16 protein-coding genes and 2 pseudogenes are annotated in these 16,886 nt (G+C 42.2%); 6 read left to right on the forward strand and 12 right to left on the reverse strand.

The genetic code is table 11. The features are described 5' to 3' along the window. Window positions 1-62 precede the first annotated feature (62 nt). A pseudogene (trmL, locus tag AC0L6H_RS08330) lies at window positions 63-526 on the forward strand (tRNA (uridine(34)/cytosine(34)/5-carboxymethylaminomethyluridine(34)-2'-O)-methyltransferase TrmL). Between the two features lie 22 nt (window positions 527-548). On the opposite strand, the gene gpsA reads toward trmL, so the two are convergent. From gpsA to AC0L6H_RS08350, 4 genes are all read right to left on the reverse strand, one after another. Further along, a complete protein-coding gene (gpsA, locus tag AC0L6H_RS08335) occupies window positions 549-1,559 on the reverse strand; it encodes an NAD(P)H-dependent glycerol-3-phosphate dehydrogenase (protein WP_473394498.1) in 1,011 nt (336 codons plus the stop codon). A gap of 56 nt (window positions 1,560-1,615) precedes the next feature. After that, window positions 1,616-2,125, reverse strand: coding sequence for a protein-export chaperone SecB (gene secB / locus AC0L6H_RS08340; RefSeq protein WP_473393726.1), 510 nt, complete (start codon window positions 2,123-2,125; stop codon window positions 1,616-1,618). A gap of 112 nt (window positions 2,126-2,237) precedes the next feature. Next, entirely contained in the window at window positions 2,238-2,495 is a 258-nt protein-coding gene (grxC, locus tag AC0L6H_RS08345; RefSeq protein WP_473393727.1) for a glutaredoxin 3, read from the reverse strand. Window positions 2,496-2,607: 112 nt separating this feature from the next. Then, window positions 2,608-3,036 carry a rhodanese-like domain-containing protein gene (locus AC0L6H_RS08350; RefSeq protein WP_473393728.1) on the reverse strand — a complete coding sequence of 143 codons (429 nt, stop codon included), beginning with the start codon at window positions 3,034-3,036 and terminating at the stop codon, window positions 2,608-2,610. Window positions 3,037-3,285: 249 nt separating this feature from the next. Between AC0L6H_RS08350 and gpmI the strand changes: the two genes are divergently transcribed. Continuing rightward, the gene (gene gpmI / locus AC0L6H_RS08355; RefSeq protein WP_473393730.1) at window positions 3,286-4,815 is read left to right on the forward strand and encodes a 2,3-bisphosphoglycerate-independent phosphoglycerate mutase; all 1,530 of its coding nucleotides are present in this window, start codon (window positions 3,286-3,288) and stop codon (window positions 4,813-4,815) included. Between the two features lie 136 nt (window positions 4,816-4,951). Further along, a complete protein-coding gene (locus AC0L6H_RS08360; RefSeq protein WP_473393731.1) occupies window positions 4,952-6,061 on the forward strand; it encodes a murein hydrolase activator EnvC family protein in 1,110 nt (369 codons plus the stop codon). An 11-nt stretch (window positions 6,062-6,072) separates the two neighbouring features. On the opposite strand, the pseudogene AC0L6H_RS08365 reads toward AC0L6H_RS08360, so the two are convergent. After that, window positions 6,073-6,947 (reverse strand): annotated as a pseudogene (locus AC0L6H_RS08365) (SDR family NAD(P)-dependent oxidoreductase). A gap of 68 nt (window positions 6,948-7,015) precedes the next feature. Between AC0L6H_RS08365 and AC0L6H_RS08370 the strand changes: the two are divergent. Continuing rightward, window positions 7,016-7,402, forward strand: a complete 387-nt coding sequence (locus AC0L6H_RS08370; RefSeq protein ID WP_473393733.1) for a MerR family DNA-binding protein — start codon at window positions 7,016-7,018, stop codon at window positions 7,400-7,402. A gap of 56 nt (window positions 7,403-7,458) precedes the next feature. Here AC0L6H_RS08370 and AC0L6H_RS08375 read toward each other — a convergent pair whose 3' ends face one another. Further along, entirely contained in the window at window positions 7,459-8,148 is a 690-nt protein-coding gene (locus AC0L6H_RS08375) for an extensin-like domain-containing protein (RefSeq protein WP_473393735.1), read from the reverse strand. Window positions 8,149-8,487: 339 nt separating this feature from the next. Here AC0L6H_RS08375 and AC0L6H_RS08380 point away from each other — a divergent pair, with 339 nt between their 5' ends. Both AC0L6H_RS08380 and pta read left to right on the forward strand, forming a co-directional pair. Beyond that, window positions 8,488-9,693 (forward strand): acetate kinase, encoded by a 1,206-nt coding sequence (locus AC0L6H_RS08380; RefSeq protein WP_473393736.1) that lies wholly within the window; start codon window positions 8,488-8,490, stop codon window positions 9,691-9,693. Window positions 9,694-9,719: 26 nt separating this feature from the next. Continuing rightward, window positions 9,720-11,852 carry a phosphate acetyltransferase gene (gene pta / locus AC0L6H_RS08385; protein ID WP_473393737.1) on the forward strand — a complete coding sequence of 711 codons (2,133 nt, stop codon included), beginning with the start codon at window positions 9,720-9,722 and terminating at the stop codon, window positions 11,850-11,852. 16 nt (window positions 11,853-11,868) lie between these two features. On the opposite strand, the gene AC0L6H_RS08390 is transcribed toward pta, so the two are convergent. The 6 genes from AC0L6H_RS08390 to AC0L6H_RS08415 form a co-directional block, all read right to left on the reverse strand. Further along, window positions 11,869-12,537, reverse strand: coding sequence for a 2OG-Fe(II) oxygenase (locus tag AC0L6H_RS08390; protein WP_473393739.1), 669 nt, complete (start codon window positions 12,535-12,537; stop codon window positions 11,869-11,871). Window positions 12,538-12,621: 84 nt separating this feature from the next. After that, on the reverse strand, window positions 12,622-12,996 hold the full coding sequence (locus AC0L6H_RS08395) for a VOC family protein (protein ID WP_473393741.1): 375 nt from the start codon (window positions 12,994-12,996) through the stop codon (window positions 12,622-12,624). A gap of 144 nt (window positions 12,997-13,140) precedes the next feature. Continuing rightward, window positions 13,141-13,578: an aldolase/citrate lyase/malate synthase family protein gene (locus AC0L6H_RS08400; RefSeq protein ID WP_473393743.1), complete on the reverse strand. Its 438-nt coding sequence runs from the start codon at window positions 13,576-13,578 to the stop codon at window positions 13,141-13,143. Window positions 13,579-14,276: 698 nt separating this feature from the next. Beyond that, window positions 14,277-14,591, reverse strand: a complete 315-nt coding sequence (locus AC0L6H_RS08405; protein WP_473393745.1) for a PIN domain-containing protein — start codon at window positions 14,589-14,591, stop codon at window positions 14,277-14,279. A gap of 117 nt (window positions 14,592-14,708) precedes the next feature. Next, window positions 14,709-14,930, reverse strand: a complete 222-nt coding sequence (locus tag AC0L6H_RS08410; RefSeq protein WP_473393747.1) for an AbrB family transcriptional regulator — start codon at window positions 14,928-14,930, stop codon at window positions 14,709-14,711. Window positions 14,931-15,069: 139 nt separating this feature from the next. Beyond that, entirely contained in the window at window positions 15,070-16,749 is a 1,680-nt protein-coding gene (locus AC0L6H_RS08415; protein WP_473393748.1) for a glycoside hydrolase family 172 protein, read from the reverse strand. Between the last annotated feature and the right edge of the window lie 137 nt (window positions 16,750-16,886).

A 16,886-nucleotide genomic window follows, 5' to 3' on the forward strand; every position in this document is an offset into this window, starting at 1 on the left:
TTTTAATGGCAAACTGATACAATCCAACTCCCAGAAAAGATTTAATAAAAGAGTGGCCCTGCATGCTAGATGTTGTGTTGTTTGAACCCGAGATTCCACCAAATACCGGAAATATTATCCGTTTGTGCGCCAATACCGGTTACAAGCTCCATTTAATAGAGCCTCTTGGTTTTGACTGGGACGAAAAAAGGTGCGCAGAGCCGGCCTAGATTATCATGAATTTGCCGATACTCAGCGCTACCCCAATCTAGAAGCTTACTTAAATACTAGGCAACCTAAACGCGTGTTTGCCTGCACGACTAAAGGGACGGCTTACCATCATGAAGTGAATTATGAAAAGGGTGATGCCTTGCTTTTTGGGCCAGAAACACGAGGCCTTCCAGAAGAAGTGATAATGGCCTTGCCGCCAGAATGTCGCGTGCGTATTCCGATGTCAGCAAACAGCAGAAGTATGAACTTGTCAAACGCGGTGGCGGTGTTTGTATATGAATCGTGGCGACAATTGGGCTTTGAGAATGCGTGTTAGCATTTTTAGGCCCATGCGATCGCTATTCAGAGGTTTGTTCGCGTCCTAGCAAGGCGATTGCCGCTTCTTCAGCAGATTTATCTTCGTACAACACTTTATAAATTTGCTCACAAATGGGCATTTCTATTTTTTGTGATTTTGACAATATATGCACTTCATCCGTGTTGCGATAGCCTTCTACGACTTGTCCAATGCTGTCTATGGCGTCGTCTACATTCATCCCTTGACCAAGGGCCAAGCCAAAGCGTCGGTTTCTAGATTGATTGTCGGTACAGGTTAATACTAAATCACCCAAACAGGCCATGCCCATAAAGGTTTCACTTTGTGCACCAAGCGCAATACCAAGACGTTTCATTTCGGCCAAGCCACGAGTGATAAGCGCAGTCCGCGCGTTCGCACCAAAACCTAAACCATCGGATAGACCCGCGCCAATAGCGATTACATTTTTCACTGCGCCGCCTAGCTGAACGCCAATAAGATCATCGTTGAGATAAACCCTAAAGCGTTTTGGATCATGTAATAGTGCTGCAAATTCGCGACCTAAGCCTTCGCAGGTGCTTGATAGCGTGATGGCGGTGGGTAAACCTGCTGCCATTTCAGCGGCAAAAGTAGGGCCCGATAGCACAGCGAGTGGCGTATCTGCCCCTAATATATCTTCGGCGACTTCTTGTAAGAGTCTTCCAGTACCAGGTTCTAAACCTTTACTTGCCCATATTACTTTGTGATCAGAGGTGATAAACGGCGCAATAGTATGCAGCATGTCTGCAAAAGCATGGCTAGGTACAACTACTAGTAAGTACTCACTATTTTTTATTGATTTAGCTAAGTCAGCGGTGGGAATAAGGCTTTTAGGAAATGTAAACTTTGCAAGATATTTTTCGTTGCATCTCGCTTTTTCCATGTTCTTCATGGCTTCTTCGTCACGCCCCCACAAATAAGTGCGGTGCTTGTTACGTGACAAACAAAAAGCCAAGGCAGTGCCATAAGAACCAGCACCAAAAACCGTAATATTGCGTGAAGAGTTTGTCACTATATGGTTTTCCTTAACTAAATTGGGCGGCTGCAATGTCAGCCGCCCTTGGGTTTTGTTTACGCGTCTAGTTTAGGTGCTGCGTCGCCACCTTCTGCTTGAGCAGCAGCTTCTTGTTGACGTTTTTGTACATATTGCGCAAAAATAGCATCAAAATTCACAGGAGCTAAGTTAAGCACTGGGAAAGTCCCTCTGTTCACTAGGTTCGACACAACTTCGCGCGCATACGGGAACAATAGGTTAGGGCAATAAGACCCAAGCATGTGTGCTTTGTTGTTATCTGGTAATTCACCAATAGCAAATATACCCGCCTGTTGTACTTCACACAAAAAGCCAGTTTCACCTTCGTTAGTAGCAGTAACAGTGACAGATAAAACCACTTCATACAAGTTTGCGCTAAGCTCTTGAGTACGCGTGTCGATATCTAGCTTTATTTCCGGCTTCCATTCTTTTTGAAAAACAGCTGGCGAATTAGGTGATTCAAATGAAATATCTTTGGTGTATATGCGCTGCACATTGAATTGGATTTCTTGTTGTGGTGCAGCTTGTGGTGTAGGTTCGTCAGCCATGTTTATTTCCTATTAATTACTTCTTTAAGTACATGCAAACGTGCATGCGTGTTGTTTAAAATAGTCTGCAATGCTAAACGTTGTGTTTACAGTGCAGACGCTGGTATTGAAATCAGGCCTTCAATAATGGGTCGAGCTTGCCTGTCGCTTCAAGCGCGAATAAATCATCACAGCCGCCAACATGAGTTGTGCCGATAAAAATTTGCGGCACAGTTGACGCTCCATTAGCACGTTCAATCATGCCATCGCGCAATTCTGGATGTTTATCAATTTCAAAATCTGTGTAACTTACGCCTTTTGCATCTAATAAGCGTTTGGCGCGAATACAAAAAGGGCAGTAGCCTTTCGTATAAATTTCAATTTTTTGCATTTTGTTCTCTACTGTTAGGTCAAGTTACTTCGCTAGTCTAAGCATTTAGTACTCAGTGCTACGGTTTATTCGGCGATATAGACCTACCTAAATACGACAATCTTTCTTTTTGCTATTTACTGACCGGTAAACTAGCACCTTGCCAAGCGTTCATTCCGCCCGACAATACAAATACATTATTAAAACCAGCTTTCACCATTTTCGCAGCAGTGCCAGCGGCTAAGTTACCCATCGCGCACACTACGATAATGGGTTTATCTTTGTGTTTTTCAAGCTTCGTGAAGTTCGCTTCGCGCACTTCTTCAGGTTTTAGCTGTTTGGCGTCTATTATGTGCCCCGCTTTAAAGTCTTTTGCAGGTCTAATATCTAGTACAACGGCGTCTTCTTTATTGATAAGCAAAGTGGCTTGATGATTATTCACCCGCTTCGTTTTTGACAAAATAGGTGATATGAATGAATACACTAACATCACAACCAAGGCCACCCATAATCCAGAGAGCAGATACTGGTCTTTTACAAACTCGATAAACGTTGAATCCATGAAACTTTATCTCACTTTAATTTTTTAAATGCGTTTAAGGGCGGGAATTATATATAAACCTCATGGAAATAACACCCAATTAAAGCGTATATGTGCGCTTTGAATCTACTTTATTACATATCAATTATTTCAGGATAGGTAAATAACTGGTAAATTAGGACTTATTACTTGGATTTATTTTATTTGCCTAAAACAACATGCCCACAAAATGTGTGCATAACTTGTTCAATTTCGCTTTTAAGGACACATATGACTGCTAAGAAGAAAACACTCGCCCTATTTATTTTAGACGGTTGGGGCTATCGTGAAGATAAAACCAATAACGCAGTAGCGGCGGCAAATACGCCAAATCTAGATAGACTTAGTAGTGAATATGCGAGCACATTAATTTCTGGTTCGGGATTAGATGTTGGCTTACCGCCAGGCCAAATGGGAAACTCTGAAGTTGGACATGTAAATTTAGGTGCTGGACGCGTTGTCTACCAAGATTTCACGAAAATAACGAAAGCGATTGAAGACGGCAGCTTTGTAGAAAATGAAGTATTAACCAGCGCAATAGATAAAGCAGCAAAAGCAGGTAAAGCGGTCCACGTTATGGGCTTGTTGTCTGATGGCGGCGTGCATTCGCATCAAGACCATTTAATCGCGGCAGCCAAACTAGCGAGCGCTCGTGGCGTAAATAATATTTATCTCCATGGCTTTTTAGATGGCCGTGACACGCCTCCGCAAAGCGCCGAAAAATTCGTTAAACAAGCGCAAGACGCATGTGAAGGCATTGAGGGGGCGTGCGTCGCTAGTTTAATTGGCCGCTATTATGCCATGGACCGAGACAATCGTTGGGACCGGGTTAAACTCGCCTATAACTTAATTGTAAAAGGTGAGGGTGAATTTCATGTCGACACCGCCACTCAAGGTGTTGCTGATTCGTATGCGCGAGAGCAAAGCGATGAATTTGTAAAAGCAACCGTGGTTGGTGACTATCAAGGAATGCAAAGCGGCGATACCGTATTGTTCATGAATTTCAGAGCCGACCGCGCTCGTGAGCTTTCTCATGCATTAATTACCGATGGTTTTGAAGGTTTTGACCGCAACCCTAAGCCCGACATCAATTTTGTTATGTTAACCGAATTTGAATCTACACTTAAAGCGCCTGTCGCCTACCCGACTGAAAACTTGGTTAACGTCATGGGTGAGTGGCTTTCAAAGCATGGCAAAACCCAATTAAGAATTTCTGAAACAGAAAAATTTGCCCATGTCACCTTTTTCTACAGTGGCGGTAAAGAAGATGAATATGAAGGCGAGCAGCGAATTCTTATTCCTTCTCCTGATGTTGCTACCTACGATTTACAGCCTGAGATGAACTCTGAAAAACTCACCGACGCGCTAGTCGAGGCGATAGACGCCGGTACTTTTGATGTGATTATTTGTAATTTCCCTAATGGCGATATGGTAGGTCATACTGGCAATTTTGATGCGGCTGTTAAGGCCTGTGAAGCGGTAGATGCGTGTATAGGTAGAATTACTGAAGCTCTCGCACGAAATGATGGTGAGTGTCTAATCACCGCCGATCATGGCAACGCAGAGCAAATGACAGATCCAAATACGGGTGTGGCGCATACCGCTCACACAAGCGAACCTGTTCCGTTTATTTATTTTGGCCGTCCTGCAAATGTACGAAGCGGCGGTACTTTGAGCGATGTAGCGCCTACCATGCTTCATTTGATGGGAATGACCCCACCAAGTGAAATGACAGGCACGCCCATTGTAACCCTAAAATAGAGTAGTCAATTTGCATATCATTACTGCGAGGCGCTAGCATTTGCTAACCCACTTAAGGCTGTTAAATGCACGAAGTCGTTCGGCACTTGTAAAAGCTTGCCGAACCCTTTCATTTGGGTTCATTTTTTGTGTGCTGGTGGCGCATAACATATGGGCGCAAAGTAATGAACAAAACGCCTCAGACACCAAAGAGCTTGAAACAATAAAAAGTTTGATTGAGCAAACTCAAGCGCAGTTAGACAAAAAACTTGCGGTGTCAGAGCGCTTGCAACAAGAGCTTAAGCTGGCAGAACTAAAAATAGCGCAAACCGCGACTTTGCTGAATCAAACCGACAAAAAACTAAGCAAAACACGCAATGAGCTAAGCTCTTTAACGGCCGAAAAAGCATCAATCAAAACGCGTATTCGCAATCAGCAAAGTGCTTTGTCAAGTCAGTTGAAGAGTGCTTATATGGCTGGCGATTACGATTTCGCTAAAATGATCTTTAATCAAGATGAGGCTGGTAAATTTGAGCGAGTGCTTACTTACTATCAATATTTGAACAAGGCACGCCAAGCAGAAATTGAAAATTTCCGTGGTCTTATAAAAGCCTTAAACACGGTACAGCAAGAACTTGATTCTCAAGAGCTATTATTAGCGGGCCTACTCAAGCAACAAGGAAGCCAGTCAGCACAGTTACGGAGTCAACAAAAGCAACGTTTTGAAACCTTCAAGTCTCTTGAAGAACAAATAAGGTCTGATTTAGCCCGCGTGGCTTCATTGCAACAGCAAGAAAGTGATTTATTGGCAGCCATAGAGCAAGCCGAATTAGCAGCCCAACAAGCCCAAGAGCGGAGCAATATTAAATTGCTAGGCTTATCTGGTAAAGAACGCCAGCTACTAGTGCCTACAGCAGGCAGTATTCAACGTTTGTTTGGTAAGCGCAGGCAAGGGCAAGTGCGCTGGAAGGGTATTATCATTAACGGTAAGTCGGGCGCGCCAGTAAACGCTGTGTCAGATGGTGTTGTCTTATATGCTGATTGGTTAAAAGGTTTTGGGCTTGTCACCATTGTTGATCATGGTGAAGGTTACATGAGTGTTTACGGTCGCAATCAAGCTTTGCTAAAAAATGTGGGTGAACTCGTCAAAGCTGGCGATACTATTAGTCTGGTAGGCACCAGCGGCGGCCAAGAGCTCGCTGGTTTATATTTTGAAATTAGGCACAAAGGTAAAGCTTTAAATCCAAGCCAATGGTTAAAACGTTAGCATTATTCACTCTATCGCGACAACAAATAGGGGCGCAGTAGCTCCATTGATATTTGATGTAATTGTTCCGCAATAAGCTGAGATTGCGCGGTTAAACTAGGCAGCTTAAGACGTTTATCTCTGTAGTAGCCACCCGTATTCTTATCGAAGTTGCGTTCGGTGCTTAGGTAGATACCCGTTTCCGCCCCTTTTGCTCCATTGCGAAAAAAAGTGCGAAGTAGGGGGTGTGCCCATCTGAGAGTTTTCGGCAAAGCTTTCTGCGTCATGTCAGTGTCAACTATTCCCGGGTCAAAACAGTTTATGCTTATATTTGTACTTAGAAACGTCGATAAGTAGCGTGTTGTCAGTACAGTGCAGAGTTTCGAGTTCTGATAAGCAAGCATTGCGCTATATTCTGAATTCTCAAAGTTGACATCATCCAGATTTAAATTGGCATTAAAATGCTGAAAAGATGAGGTATTGACAATTTTTGACGACTCAGCTTTTCTTAATTTTGACTCCAATAATAGCGTTATTAGAAGCGGGGCTAAATGATTCACAGCAAATGTCATCTCAAGGTCGTTACTACTAAAACAGAGGGAATCACCAGGGAAAACGCCAGCGTTGTTAATTAATAAATCTACTGACCTCACTCTTTTTTTACCTTGTTTACAGCCTTAGAGATACTCTCGAGTGAAGATAATTCACAATCTACAAAATGAACATCTTTTTTAATGTTCGTGGGTAGCTCTGTGAGCAGTGACTGAAACTTGTCTCTGTTACGTGCAAGAATGAAAAAATCAGCATCGATTTCTTTTGTCAGGCTTTTGAACCAATTCACTCCAAAACCTGATGTTGCCCCTGTCATCACCACTACTTTTCTATTCATGTTCATATGTAAGCTCATTCATTAATTTGGAAGCCTATAGCCTAAATGTTAAAGTATGGTTTAAGTCAAACAAGAAATTTAATTTTGTGAAAATAAAAGACATGTCGTTAAAGACAAGCACACCGGCTTCAACGCTTCGATACTATGAAAAAATTGGGTTGTTGCCGACTATTTCGCGTCAATCCGGCCAGCGAGTCTATAGTGAATCAATGCTATGGCGAGTAAACTTTATTAATGCTGCAAAATTAACGGGCTTCACGCTTGAAGAAATAAAATCACTTTTCCAACTAGCTGATAATAATAATGACTGGCGTTATGCGGCGAAGCAAAAATTAGATGAAATTAATAAGCAAATTGAACAGTTGCAAAGAATGCAGGTGGCTTTGAGCCATGTCGTCGAGCAAGATTGTTTGGATGACGGTATTGCAATGTTTGCAAATAAAAAGGAACTATCAAACATTAAGGGGCGCTAAAATACCTTTAATATAAATAGTCCAAATATGACGGATAAAATCTATTAGTTACTGTGTTACTTACAAGCGAAGGAGCCTCCCATATCAAAATGGAAATGGTCTTTGTGTAAAGCGTTGAATTCTGGGCCAAGCACTGTTTTAAAGTAATCGCAGGCAGTTTCGTGCACCGCTCTGATAAAATCTCCTTCATTAGAGTCGCTTTCCCAATGATTAAGCACGCTAACTTGCTGATTCCCTTCTAGTACAAAACCCGCTATATCAATGGCATTTGCATAAGCATGCTCACTGCGCCTGCCTGATGACGCGCCGTTTATATTTCTGCAGGAGTATGTACCATAATGAAGCACTTTGTTTACGCGTTTATTAAGGTGTTTTTCGGCAAGCCTATTTAAATCGTGGGTTTCCCATAGCGCAAGTGCCACTAGGGCAGGGCAACTAAGCTGAATATTTCCGCCGTAAGAAATACTCGATTGACGAAGTTGCACAGCATTGTTAAAACCGCATGACTCTCCTGTTGTGCGGTCTTTAATAAGACCAAAATCAAGCTCACTTGCCTCTAGCACTTCAAGACAGGCTTCAGGATTACGTTTTAATCGCGTGATTTTAAATTTAGTAACAAAGCTTGGTTCTTGCGCTATATCTAAGCGTGTAAACGGATGATAATTGGCAGGTAGTGCATTGTGCAGAGTTAGCAAAACCATTAGTACAAAAAGCAATAAACCCAAAAGCCAATATTTAAGTCGCATAATAATGAGTATCATATATTGTTGTGAATATAGCTTCAGAAGGCAAAATAATTCCAATAGTATTAACGTATAATTCGTACATATTCTAATCCCTTGAAAGTAAAACAGCCATTTTATTGATCCATGGCAATGAAGGATGCGCTGTTAGTGCTCAATAATCACCAACTTTTGCCGAAGTGCTAAGAGAAAAAATAAAACCTACAAAGATGACGGCTATACTATTGCGACCGTTACTTATGATTATAATATTACCGTATACAATTATGACTAAGATAGATGCTATATGCGAATCCATTTGGATAGCGCCGAGCATTCTCTTTAATAACAGGAAAAAGTTCATTGTCTTCAAGTGACCCTTATATTCTCGTCCTTAACTGCGGAAGTTCATCAATTAAGTTTGCCATTATGCAGGCAAGCAGCGGTGCCACGCCTTTAAAAGGCTTGGTTGAGAATCTCTTTACCGAGCATAACCTTATTCGCTATGAATACGAAAACGAGAAAACGTCTAAGGATTTACCCGCAAATACTGATCATAAAAATGCATTAGAATACATCGTTGCCTTACTTTCACGATTTGAAGTACTGAAACAAAATCTCGTAGCGGTGGGTCATCGAGTGGTGCATGGCGGAGAACATTTCACGGCTTCGGTAATAATTGATGAGGAGTCAATAAACGCAATCGATAAAACAGCGCAAATGGCGCCGTTGCATAATCCAGCCAATTTAGCCGGTATTCGTAGCGCGCAATTGGCCTTTCCACATCTACCGCAAATTGCGGTATTTGATACTGCGTTTTTTCAAACACTGCCCCCACAATCTTTCTTGTATGCGCTTCCCTACGAAATGTATGAAAAGCATGCTATCCGTAAATACGGATTTCATGGAACAAGTCATTACTTTGTTGCCCACCAAACGGCTGATAAATTAGGGCTAGCCTATGAGAAGTGCAATCTTATCACGGCGCACCTTGGCAACGGTTGCAGTATCACCGCTATAAAGCAGGGGAAAGCGCTAGATACAAGTTTAGGTTTTACGCCACTTGAAGGGCTAATTATGGGCACTCGAAGTGGTGATATTGACCCCAGCCTGCCCAGTTTTATGATAGATCAACTCGGCTATAGCGCCCAAAAAGTCAATGAGATTTTAAATAAACAATCTGGTTTATTGGGCATATCGGGGCTGACTAACGATTGTCGCGAGCTAGAAGAACAAGCAAGTCTTGGCAATGAGCAAGCACAGCTTGCTTTAGACATGTTTTGCTATCGATTAGTTAAATATATTGGCGCATATATGGCGGTGCTAGGCCCTCTGCACGCATTGGTGTTTACGGGTGGTATTGGCGAAAACTCTGCCTATATCCGCCAACATGTGGTTTCGCAACTTGCTCATATGGGCTTTGCACTTAACGCCGAAAAAAATGACGAGATTCGATTTGGCCGCTCTGGCAGTATTCACGCTAGTAATAGTATTCCTATTTGGGCAATCGCAACGAATGAAGAGTGGGTCATTGCCCAAGATGCCGCCCGACTTTCGCAAACACGATAATTTATAAAAGTTTTTAAAGGTAAGTAATGACTCAACGGATAATGTTAATTCCTATAGGTACCGATGCTGGTTTAACAAGTGTCAGCCTTGGGCTGGTTAGAGCGCTGCAGCAACAGAGCCTAAAAGTGAATTTTTTCAAACCCATCGCGCAACAAAGACGTAGCAGTGATCTACACGAAAAGTCCACAAGCATACTGCATAACATGGGCTTTGCAAAAATGGCAACCCCTTTAAGTGCCGCTTATGTTGAAGATTTGATGAGTAAAGACCAAAGCGATGACTTACTTGAAGAAATCGTCCAATTGTTTGAAGCGCAAGCGGTAGATGAAGATATTATTGTTATTGAAGGGCTTATTTCAACACCTGAACATCCCTATGCGGTCAAGGCCAATCGCACAATTTGCAATGCCTTAGACGCTAAAATAGTACTGGTAGCTGCACCTTCAAGAATGTCGATGAATCAACTCAACGATAAAATTGAAATAGTGGCCGATAGTTATGGCGGGCGCAGGGGTAAGCGCATAATCGGCTGTATTTTGAATAAAATTGGCGAACCGGCTGACCTTGGTGGGCGTTTAGGAGCTGATTTAACTGAGCAATACGATGATATAAAATCAATAGGGTTTATTAAGTCATTAATGAGCCAAGCGGTGTTTAAAAAGTTTCCACTTTTAGGCAGCATCACATGGAACTTTGAACTCTTAGCACCGCGCGTGCAAGACATAAAATACCATCTAAATGCGCAGTTACTTAACGAAGGGGATTACTTGCATCGCCGCTTGCGCAGTGTGCATTTATGCGCAAGAGAAATCCACAACATGACCTCGGTGTTAAAGCCTGGTGCCTTGTTGATAATCTCTGGCGATAGAAGTGACATTATAGTTTCAGCATGTTTGGCGTCACTAAATGGCACTAAAATAGGCGCGTTACTGTTAACCGGGGGCTATCAACCAGCTCCTGGCATTCTGAAGCTTTGTGAACATGCTTTTGAAACTGGTTTGCCGATGATGCTCGTGCAGGAAAACACGTGGCATACCACCACAAACTTGCATCGTTTTAACCAAGAAGTGCCGGTGGACGATACCCAAAGAATTAACCGTGTGATGGATCATACCGCCAGTTGCATGAGTGAAAAATGGCTAAGCGAGCTTTCAACTACAGTGAGAACAGCTACCAGACTTTCGCCACCTGCGTTTAGATATAAATTGACGCGCTTGGCGCAATTGGCCAATAAAACGATAGTATTGCCCGAAGGCGATGAGCCGCGGACGATCAAGGCGGCAGCAATTTGTAGTGAACGAAACATTGCCAAATGTATTTTATTGGCCGAACCTGAAGAGGTTGAGCGCATCGCCAAGCAACAAGGTATAAGCCTACCTGTAGGCGTTACGGTAAAGCGCCCTAGTGAGCTAATCGAACAATACGTCGAACCGCTCGTAGCTTTGCGCCAGCACAAAGGCATGACACATGTGGTTGCAAAAGAAGCGCTCCAAGATACAGTAGTTTTAGGGACAATGATGTTACAGCAAGGCGATGTTGACGGCTTGGTTTCAGGGGCTGTGCATACAACCGCTAATACGATTCGCCCAGCCTTGCAATTGATAAAAACAGCGCCGGGTGCGTCCTTGGTTTCGTCCATCTTCTTTATGTTGCTGCCAGAACAAGTGCTCGTATATGGTGATTGTGCAATAAACCCCGACCCTAGTGCTGAGCAACTCGCTGATATCGCCATACAGTCGGCAGATTCCGCCGCTTTATTTGGTATAGAGCCAAGAGTCGCTATGCTAAGTTATAGTACGGGAGATTCAGGCACCGGCGCGGATGTTGAAAAGGTCAAGCTAGCGACCAAAATCGCTCAGCAAAAACGCCCTGATTTATTAATCGATGGGCCAATGCAGTATGACGCTGCAGTGATGGAGAATGTGGCAGCTGCAAAAGCGCCTAATAGTAAAGTGGCTGGTCAGGCTACTGTGTTTATTTTCCCAGATTTAAACACCGGCAACACTACTTACAAAGCAGTGCAGCGAAGTGCTGACCTGATTAGTATTGGCCCTATGTTGCAGGGTATGGGAAAACCGGTAAACGATTTAAGTCGTGGTGCTTTGGTGGATGATATTGTCTACACTATTGCCCTTACGGCAATTCAGGCAAATACCTAATAGGCCTAGTGACTCTTTACACTGGTGGGTCAACTTTATCTGCGGTGCTGGTGTTCATTCTGAACCAGCCCGCAATTGAGTAACGATCTCGTTTTGAAGGTTTTACTTCATGTTCAAATTCTTCACTTAAAAACACAACGACGGTGCCATACTTAGGCAGTATTGTTATGCTCTTTTCGCTATCGTCGTTGGTGTATATTACGAGCTCTCCGCCATCTTCGTCTTGCCACTCGGGATTTAAATAAGTGACCAAAGAAAGAACGCGATTAGCCTGTCCTTTGAAGGCATCTAAGTGGCGCTTGTAATAGTTGCCTTTCGCATAATGAGCAAAATGACTTTCAAATGAAAATAAGCCCAAAAATAAACGGCGGTTAAGAAATACCTGGAGCGCTTGCGTCCAGTTCAACCATTGTATGCCGGCAGGGCTGTTACCATGTATCCAAACAATCTCGTCATTGCGCACTTTTTCGTTTACTTGTTGCTGAGATTGGCGACCAATACTTGCTTCATTGAATTTATGTTCAGGCATATTACTTAAATGGAAGTGCAAAATGTCAGACAAGTCTTTAGGTACAGCGTTATGTTGGACGCTGTATCCTTTTTGCATAATATCTTGTGCGATGCTTTCAAATAAAGTGTCGGTAGGTGTTTGACCATCTACAAGACGAAGGCTTTGTGTATTCAAGTAACAGGACTCTTAATAATTTTGCGCTTTTTACTTGAAAGTATACGAACATGCAAGGTATTTACATTTAATTAGCGCATTTGGCTACTGCTGGGAGTGAAGTCCCACCATGTTTCCTTCAGTATCAATGATCAGCGAGATAAAGCCATATTCGCCAATTGACATTTTGGACCGCTCAACCTTGCCGCCTGCGGCTACAACGCGCGACTCTTCGGTGGCGCAATCATCACAGGAAAAGTAAACTAAGGTACTGCCACCAGGGGATATTCCTTGCATTTTTACCAATGCACCACTGGCTCCATATTGTTCATAGTTTGCCCCAAAAGCCATCATTATGACGGACTCATTTGTAGGATCACTAATTGATTCAAACTCAGTTTTTAGCACTGCTTGATAAAATGCTGTGGCTCGGGGCATGTCGTCTACGTATATTTCAAACCAACCTACTGGATTTTGCATCTTGAATTCCTTTTTGTTGTTATAAAATAGCCTGCTTTTCTTATCCTATACCCAAATGTTCGTAGCGAAAAGAAAAAAGGCCAGTGTTAAGATGCAAAATAGTTACTGCACCTTAACGCTGACCTTTTTTCCTTTTTTATGTTGTTAGCTTTCTATGATGTAATCGTCGCCGCAAGGGGTCGTGAAAACCTCATTTTCGGGTGATTTTACAGCGATTTCGCAGCTTGATTGTTTTTTGATGATGCTCAGTTCGATATGCGCATCGTCTTGTTTAAGTATGATTGAAGTAGGTGATTCTGGCTGTCCGGCAAAAGCGACAAACTGTTTGCTTTGTTCAAGTCCGCAATGTGTGCCATCGGCAAAGAATGCCATTATGTGACGAAAGTAAACAACGTATTGCTTCACATCTTTGTGCGAGCCAGTTTGCAATGCGAAATGCTTATCTAGAAGGGCAATCGCTTGCTGCTCATTTTCAAATGCGGTGGCATTGACTTTGGCGCGACGATTGACAAAAGGCATGATCTTAGCTGTTGGAAAAGATTCAATTTGACGACGGTTCATATCAGCAATGGGCATGTTCATAATATATTCTCCGGTGTATCTTCTAGTAAGTACTGCTTATTTAGACTACTTAGTGTGCTGTTTAGCGCAAACGCGGTTTACAAAAAAAACAAACAACAAAGGGTCAACTTTTGAAATAGTGGCTTTCGCTATTTCCATGTACACAGAATAGATTATTTTTATGCGCAATTTCACAATAGAAATTTCACATAGTAAATTTTACAAAAAAGGTTAATAACTTGTTAAATAAAGATGCCGATGACATGACACTAATTTTGTCGTGTATCTAATAAATTATTATGACAGCAGGTGCGACATAGCTGGCATTAGGGTTATAGGATTTTAACGTGCAAAGTGAATTTATACATTTCAATTTTATCCAAAACCCTTGTCCTAAAAACTACAGATTTTAATGTCTTGGCCTGACGACACGCAAATAATACTCAATGAGCGTCAATCCATTTCCCCTTTTCACCCAATAGACCTTGCGTCACATTTACACCAGCATGAAATCCGATTGGGATGGCAAGCCCTTTAGGCCAGTATGTCAGCAATCATGCAGTTTTTGTCTATTAATTTAAGGCGATTTTTGCGATGTAGCAGGCGCGTAAGGTATGAAAATTTTCAACCGTTACTTAGAAATGATTGGCAGAATGATAATTGTTTGGGTTTCACATTGTCCTTTATAAAAATAGTAGGCTATTGCTATAAATATTCGACTAAGGTTCTTCAGTTCCGTCGATTTTTAACGCGGCTTTATCAAATGTATAAACCATCGAAATTTCTGTTTTATTTAACTGGCCATACCGCTTAGCTTTGTTAACGATTAGTGCATCTGGAAAGTCGGCTTGCTTAGTTTTACCTCCTGCTTTTATTGGTTTAGCGTTCATAAAATCTTTAAGAGCGCCCCAAACAGCATAATCATCTTCAAACTTAATTTGAAACTCAGCAAATAGAGCATGAATAACATCTACAATCTGCTCCTTGCTCAAACCGTAGCGCTTGCCTTTTAGCGTCCAAATCGTTTCCGTCAATACTACATCCGTTATAAAGAACTTCTTCAGTGCCAAGGATCAATTTGTTTGCTTTTGCTGCTTGTTTTGCATCATCCTGCAATAAATAGCGAAGCAGAACATTTGTATCAATAGCGATCATTTACGAATAGCACTTTCTAACGATTCTTGCTCTGTTACATTCATATTAGCTTTAATGTCTTTTAATAGACCTTTAGCCGCACCCGGTTGCTTTTTAACAATAGAGATAACGCCTTGTCTATCGACAAAGCTCTCTATATCGTCTCCTGCATTGATATGTGCGACAACACACTGTTCAACGGGCAATGTAATTTGTCTTTTTGTGCTTACTTTAGCCATAAATATTCTCTTTACCATTTGACAGTTAGTAAAGAATACCACTTCTTTACTAACTGTCAAATGGCAAAGATGCATTTTTTATGTTGTCAATGTGTGCGTGGGGGCAACTTTAGTGCTCAAAAATCTCAAGACTCTTAGGTCAGCTATCAGGCAATGGTGGAACATTCAGCACTTCCACAGGCTCTGGCTTTCGATTAGATTGAGTATTAGCAAAGCCGTACCAATACATCCCAACACCATAGCCCATTTGTACGTCATTCCAGCTCCATACTTCCATATCTAGCTGCAACGAACTGCCAAATGGCATGGTGTCTAGGGCTCTGACGCGTGTTTCGGTACTATAGCCTTTGGTATTTCTTCGGGTATCTGATTTGCGATTGTTTTTATTGTAGACATGAGCTCTAGGTTGAGAGTGGAATGGATGTTGGTAAAAATCAGTGCTCATCCCGCCCCATGAATATCCGTAGTAGTCTTCAGTCCCCGTGCCAAAAATGGATGGGAATGATTCACCGTCTACAAATATTTTCTCATCGCCTTCACCCCACCATTTTTCTACGGGATTCATTATTGTTAAGGTGTCACCAACGTATACCCCTTTGCCTTTCAAATTAATATAATTCCAATCGGAATATGGACGCGTGGCCACAGGATATTGCCCCCGCCATGCCGCATTAAAATACATGGAGTTCTCGTCCCATTGCCAGTCTCCGGTGGCGACATCCAAACTAACGTTGATAGGCTCTTTGCCTAAGTTAACAATCGTTACTTTAGCGTTTTCCTGATAGGGCATGACCCACCGACTCGTTAGAATGCCGTCGTCAGACACCGTTCTGAACCAATCTTCAAAGGGATTGAGTCCTATGCCGGTTCCAAAAAAATCTCCAATGGGTGTCCAAACAGTTTCTTTGCCGTCAAATTCTATTTTAAGCACAACTGAGCGGTAAGCTTCGGTGTTAGAATAATCATCAAGTTTTACTCGTATTTGGCGAATGGCAGCCTCACCGCTGGGCGTGTCTATGCTAAGTTCTTGCTTTGATGTTAGTGAGCTCTTCACAGACGAAGATTTCGTTATACCAAATGGTTGAGGAATTTCTAAACGCTGTCCAATAGCATTCATAGTTGCAGCCGCAGAAGCAAAGTCTGCTAGATTAAAAGATTTAACCTTGATGTTGGCGTCGTATTCTCGATAAGTAAATTGATAGAAAAATGGATGCGCGGATGTGGTGATTTTCATGCCTTTTTCATAAGGGATTGGAAAAAATGAGACAGCAGACAAAAGGGACTCATGGGCAAATGGATAAGGGAATATACCTTTGCCATTGAGTAAGTCGAGCATATTACCTTGCAGTACCGGTTCGGATTCACCATCTAAATAAAAGCGAATAATGATGTTTGTTTTTGGTCTTTTAAATGTCCGCCAAGGCATCCAAGTTCTTACAAGAGCGCCTGGTCCTTTGTGATCCATCAATACCCATTCTTTGCGACCTTGATTGATTTCTGTTCGGATAAAATTTTTGTGAGTATCGTTGGTATTTGCATCTTTATTTGCAAACCATCCCGTGGGTTCCATCTTTGGTGGCTCTGGGCTTACGGAATTTCGATCGTAGCTACTTTCTTGCCGCAGTCTAGAATCGGCTTTAGGATAAGATGCCAGAATATCTCTGTTGCCCATTTCTTCGAGCAAAGATTCAATGGTAACCACGTTGCTACTTTGAGAAATTGTACTGCTAGTGTCTCTTTTACTTTTCTGCTCAGTCACGCAGCCCGAAAAAAGAAAAAGTGTAATCAGGACAAGACCCAAATAACGATAACTATTCATAGCATTTAGCCTTAAATAAAATAATGAATTAATACCAAGCGGTGAAACGAAAATGCAATAAGGTATTGGTTTTTCCGCTGATCCGCTGGCCAAAACACAGCACATCTGTGGAGTGTGAAGTGCATATGTACAGAAAA

The sequence above is a fragment of the Glaciecola sp. G7-5 genome (assembly GCF_055808975.1).

Coding starts and splice junctions, on each gene's coding strand:
- secB (WP_473393726.1), bottom strand. CDS start 2,125: ATGGCTGACGAACCTACACCACAAGCTGCACCACAACAAGAAATCCAA.
- grxC (WP_473393727.1), bottom strand. CDS start 2,495: ATGCAAAAAATTGAAATTTATACGAAAGGCTACTGCCCTTTTTGTATT.
- AC0L6H_RS08350 (WP_473393728.1), bottom strand. CDS start 3,036: ATGGATTCAACGTTTATCGAGTTTGTAAAAGACCAGTATCTGCTCTCT.
- gpmI (WP_473393730.1), top strand. CDS start 3,286: ATGACTGCTAAGAAGAAAACACTCGCCCTATTTATTTTAGACGGTTGG.
- AC0L6H_RS08375 (WP_473393735.1), bottom strand. CDS start 8,148: ATGCGACTTAAATATTGGCTTTTGGGTTTATTGCTTTTTGTACTAATG.
- pta (WP_473393737.1), top strand. CDS start 9,720: ATGACTCAACGGATAATGTTAATTCCTATAGGTACCGATGCTGGTTTA.
- AC0L6H_RS08395 (WP_473393741.1), bottom strand. CDS start 12,996: ATGCAAAATCCAGTAGGTTGGTTTGAAATATACGTAGACGACATGCCC.
- AC0L6H_RS08400 (WP_473393743.1), bottom strand. CDS start 13,578: ATGAACATGCCCATTGCTGATATGAACCGTCGTCAAATTGAATCTTTT.
- AC0L6H_RS08410 (WP_473393747.1), bottom strand. CDS start 14,930: ATGGCTAAAGTAAGCACAAAAAGACAAATTACATTGCCCGTTGAACAG.
- AC0L6H_RS08415 (WP_473393748.1), bottom strand. CDS start 16,749: ATGAATAGTTATCGTTATTTGGGTCTTGTCCTGATTACACTTTTTCTT.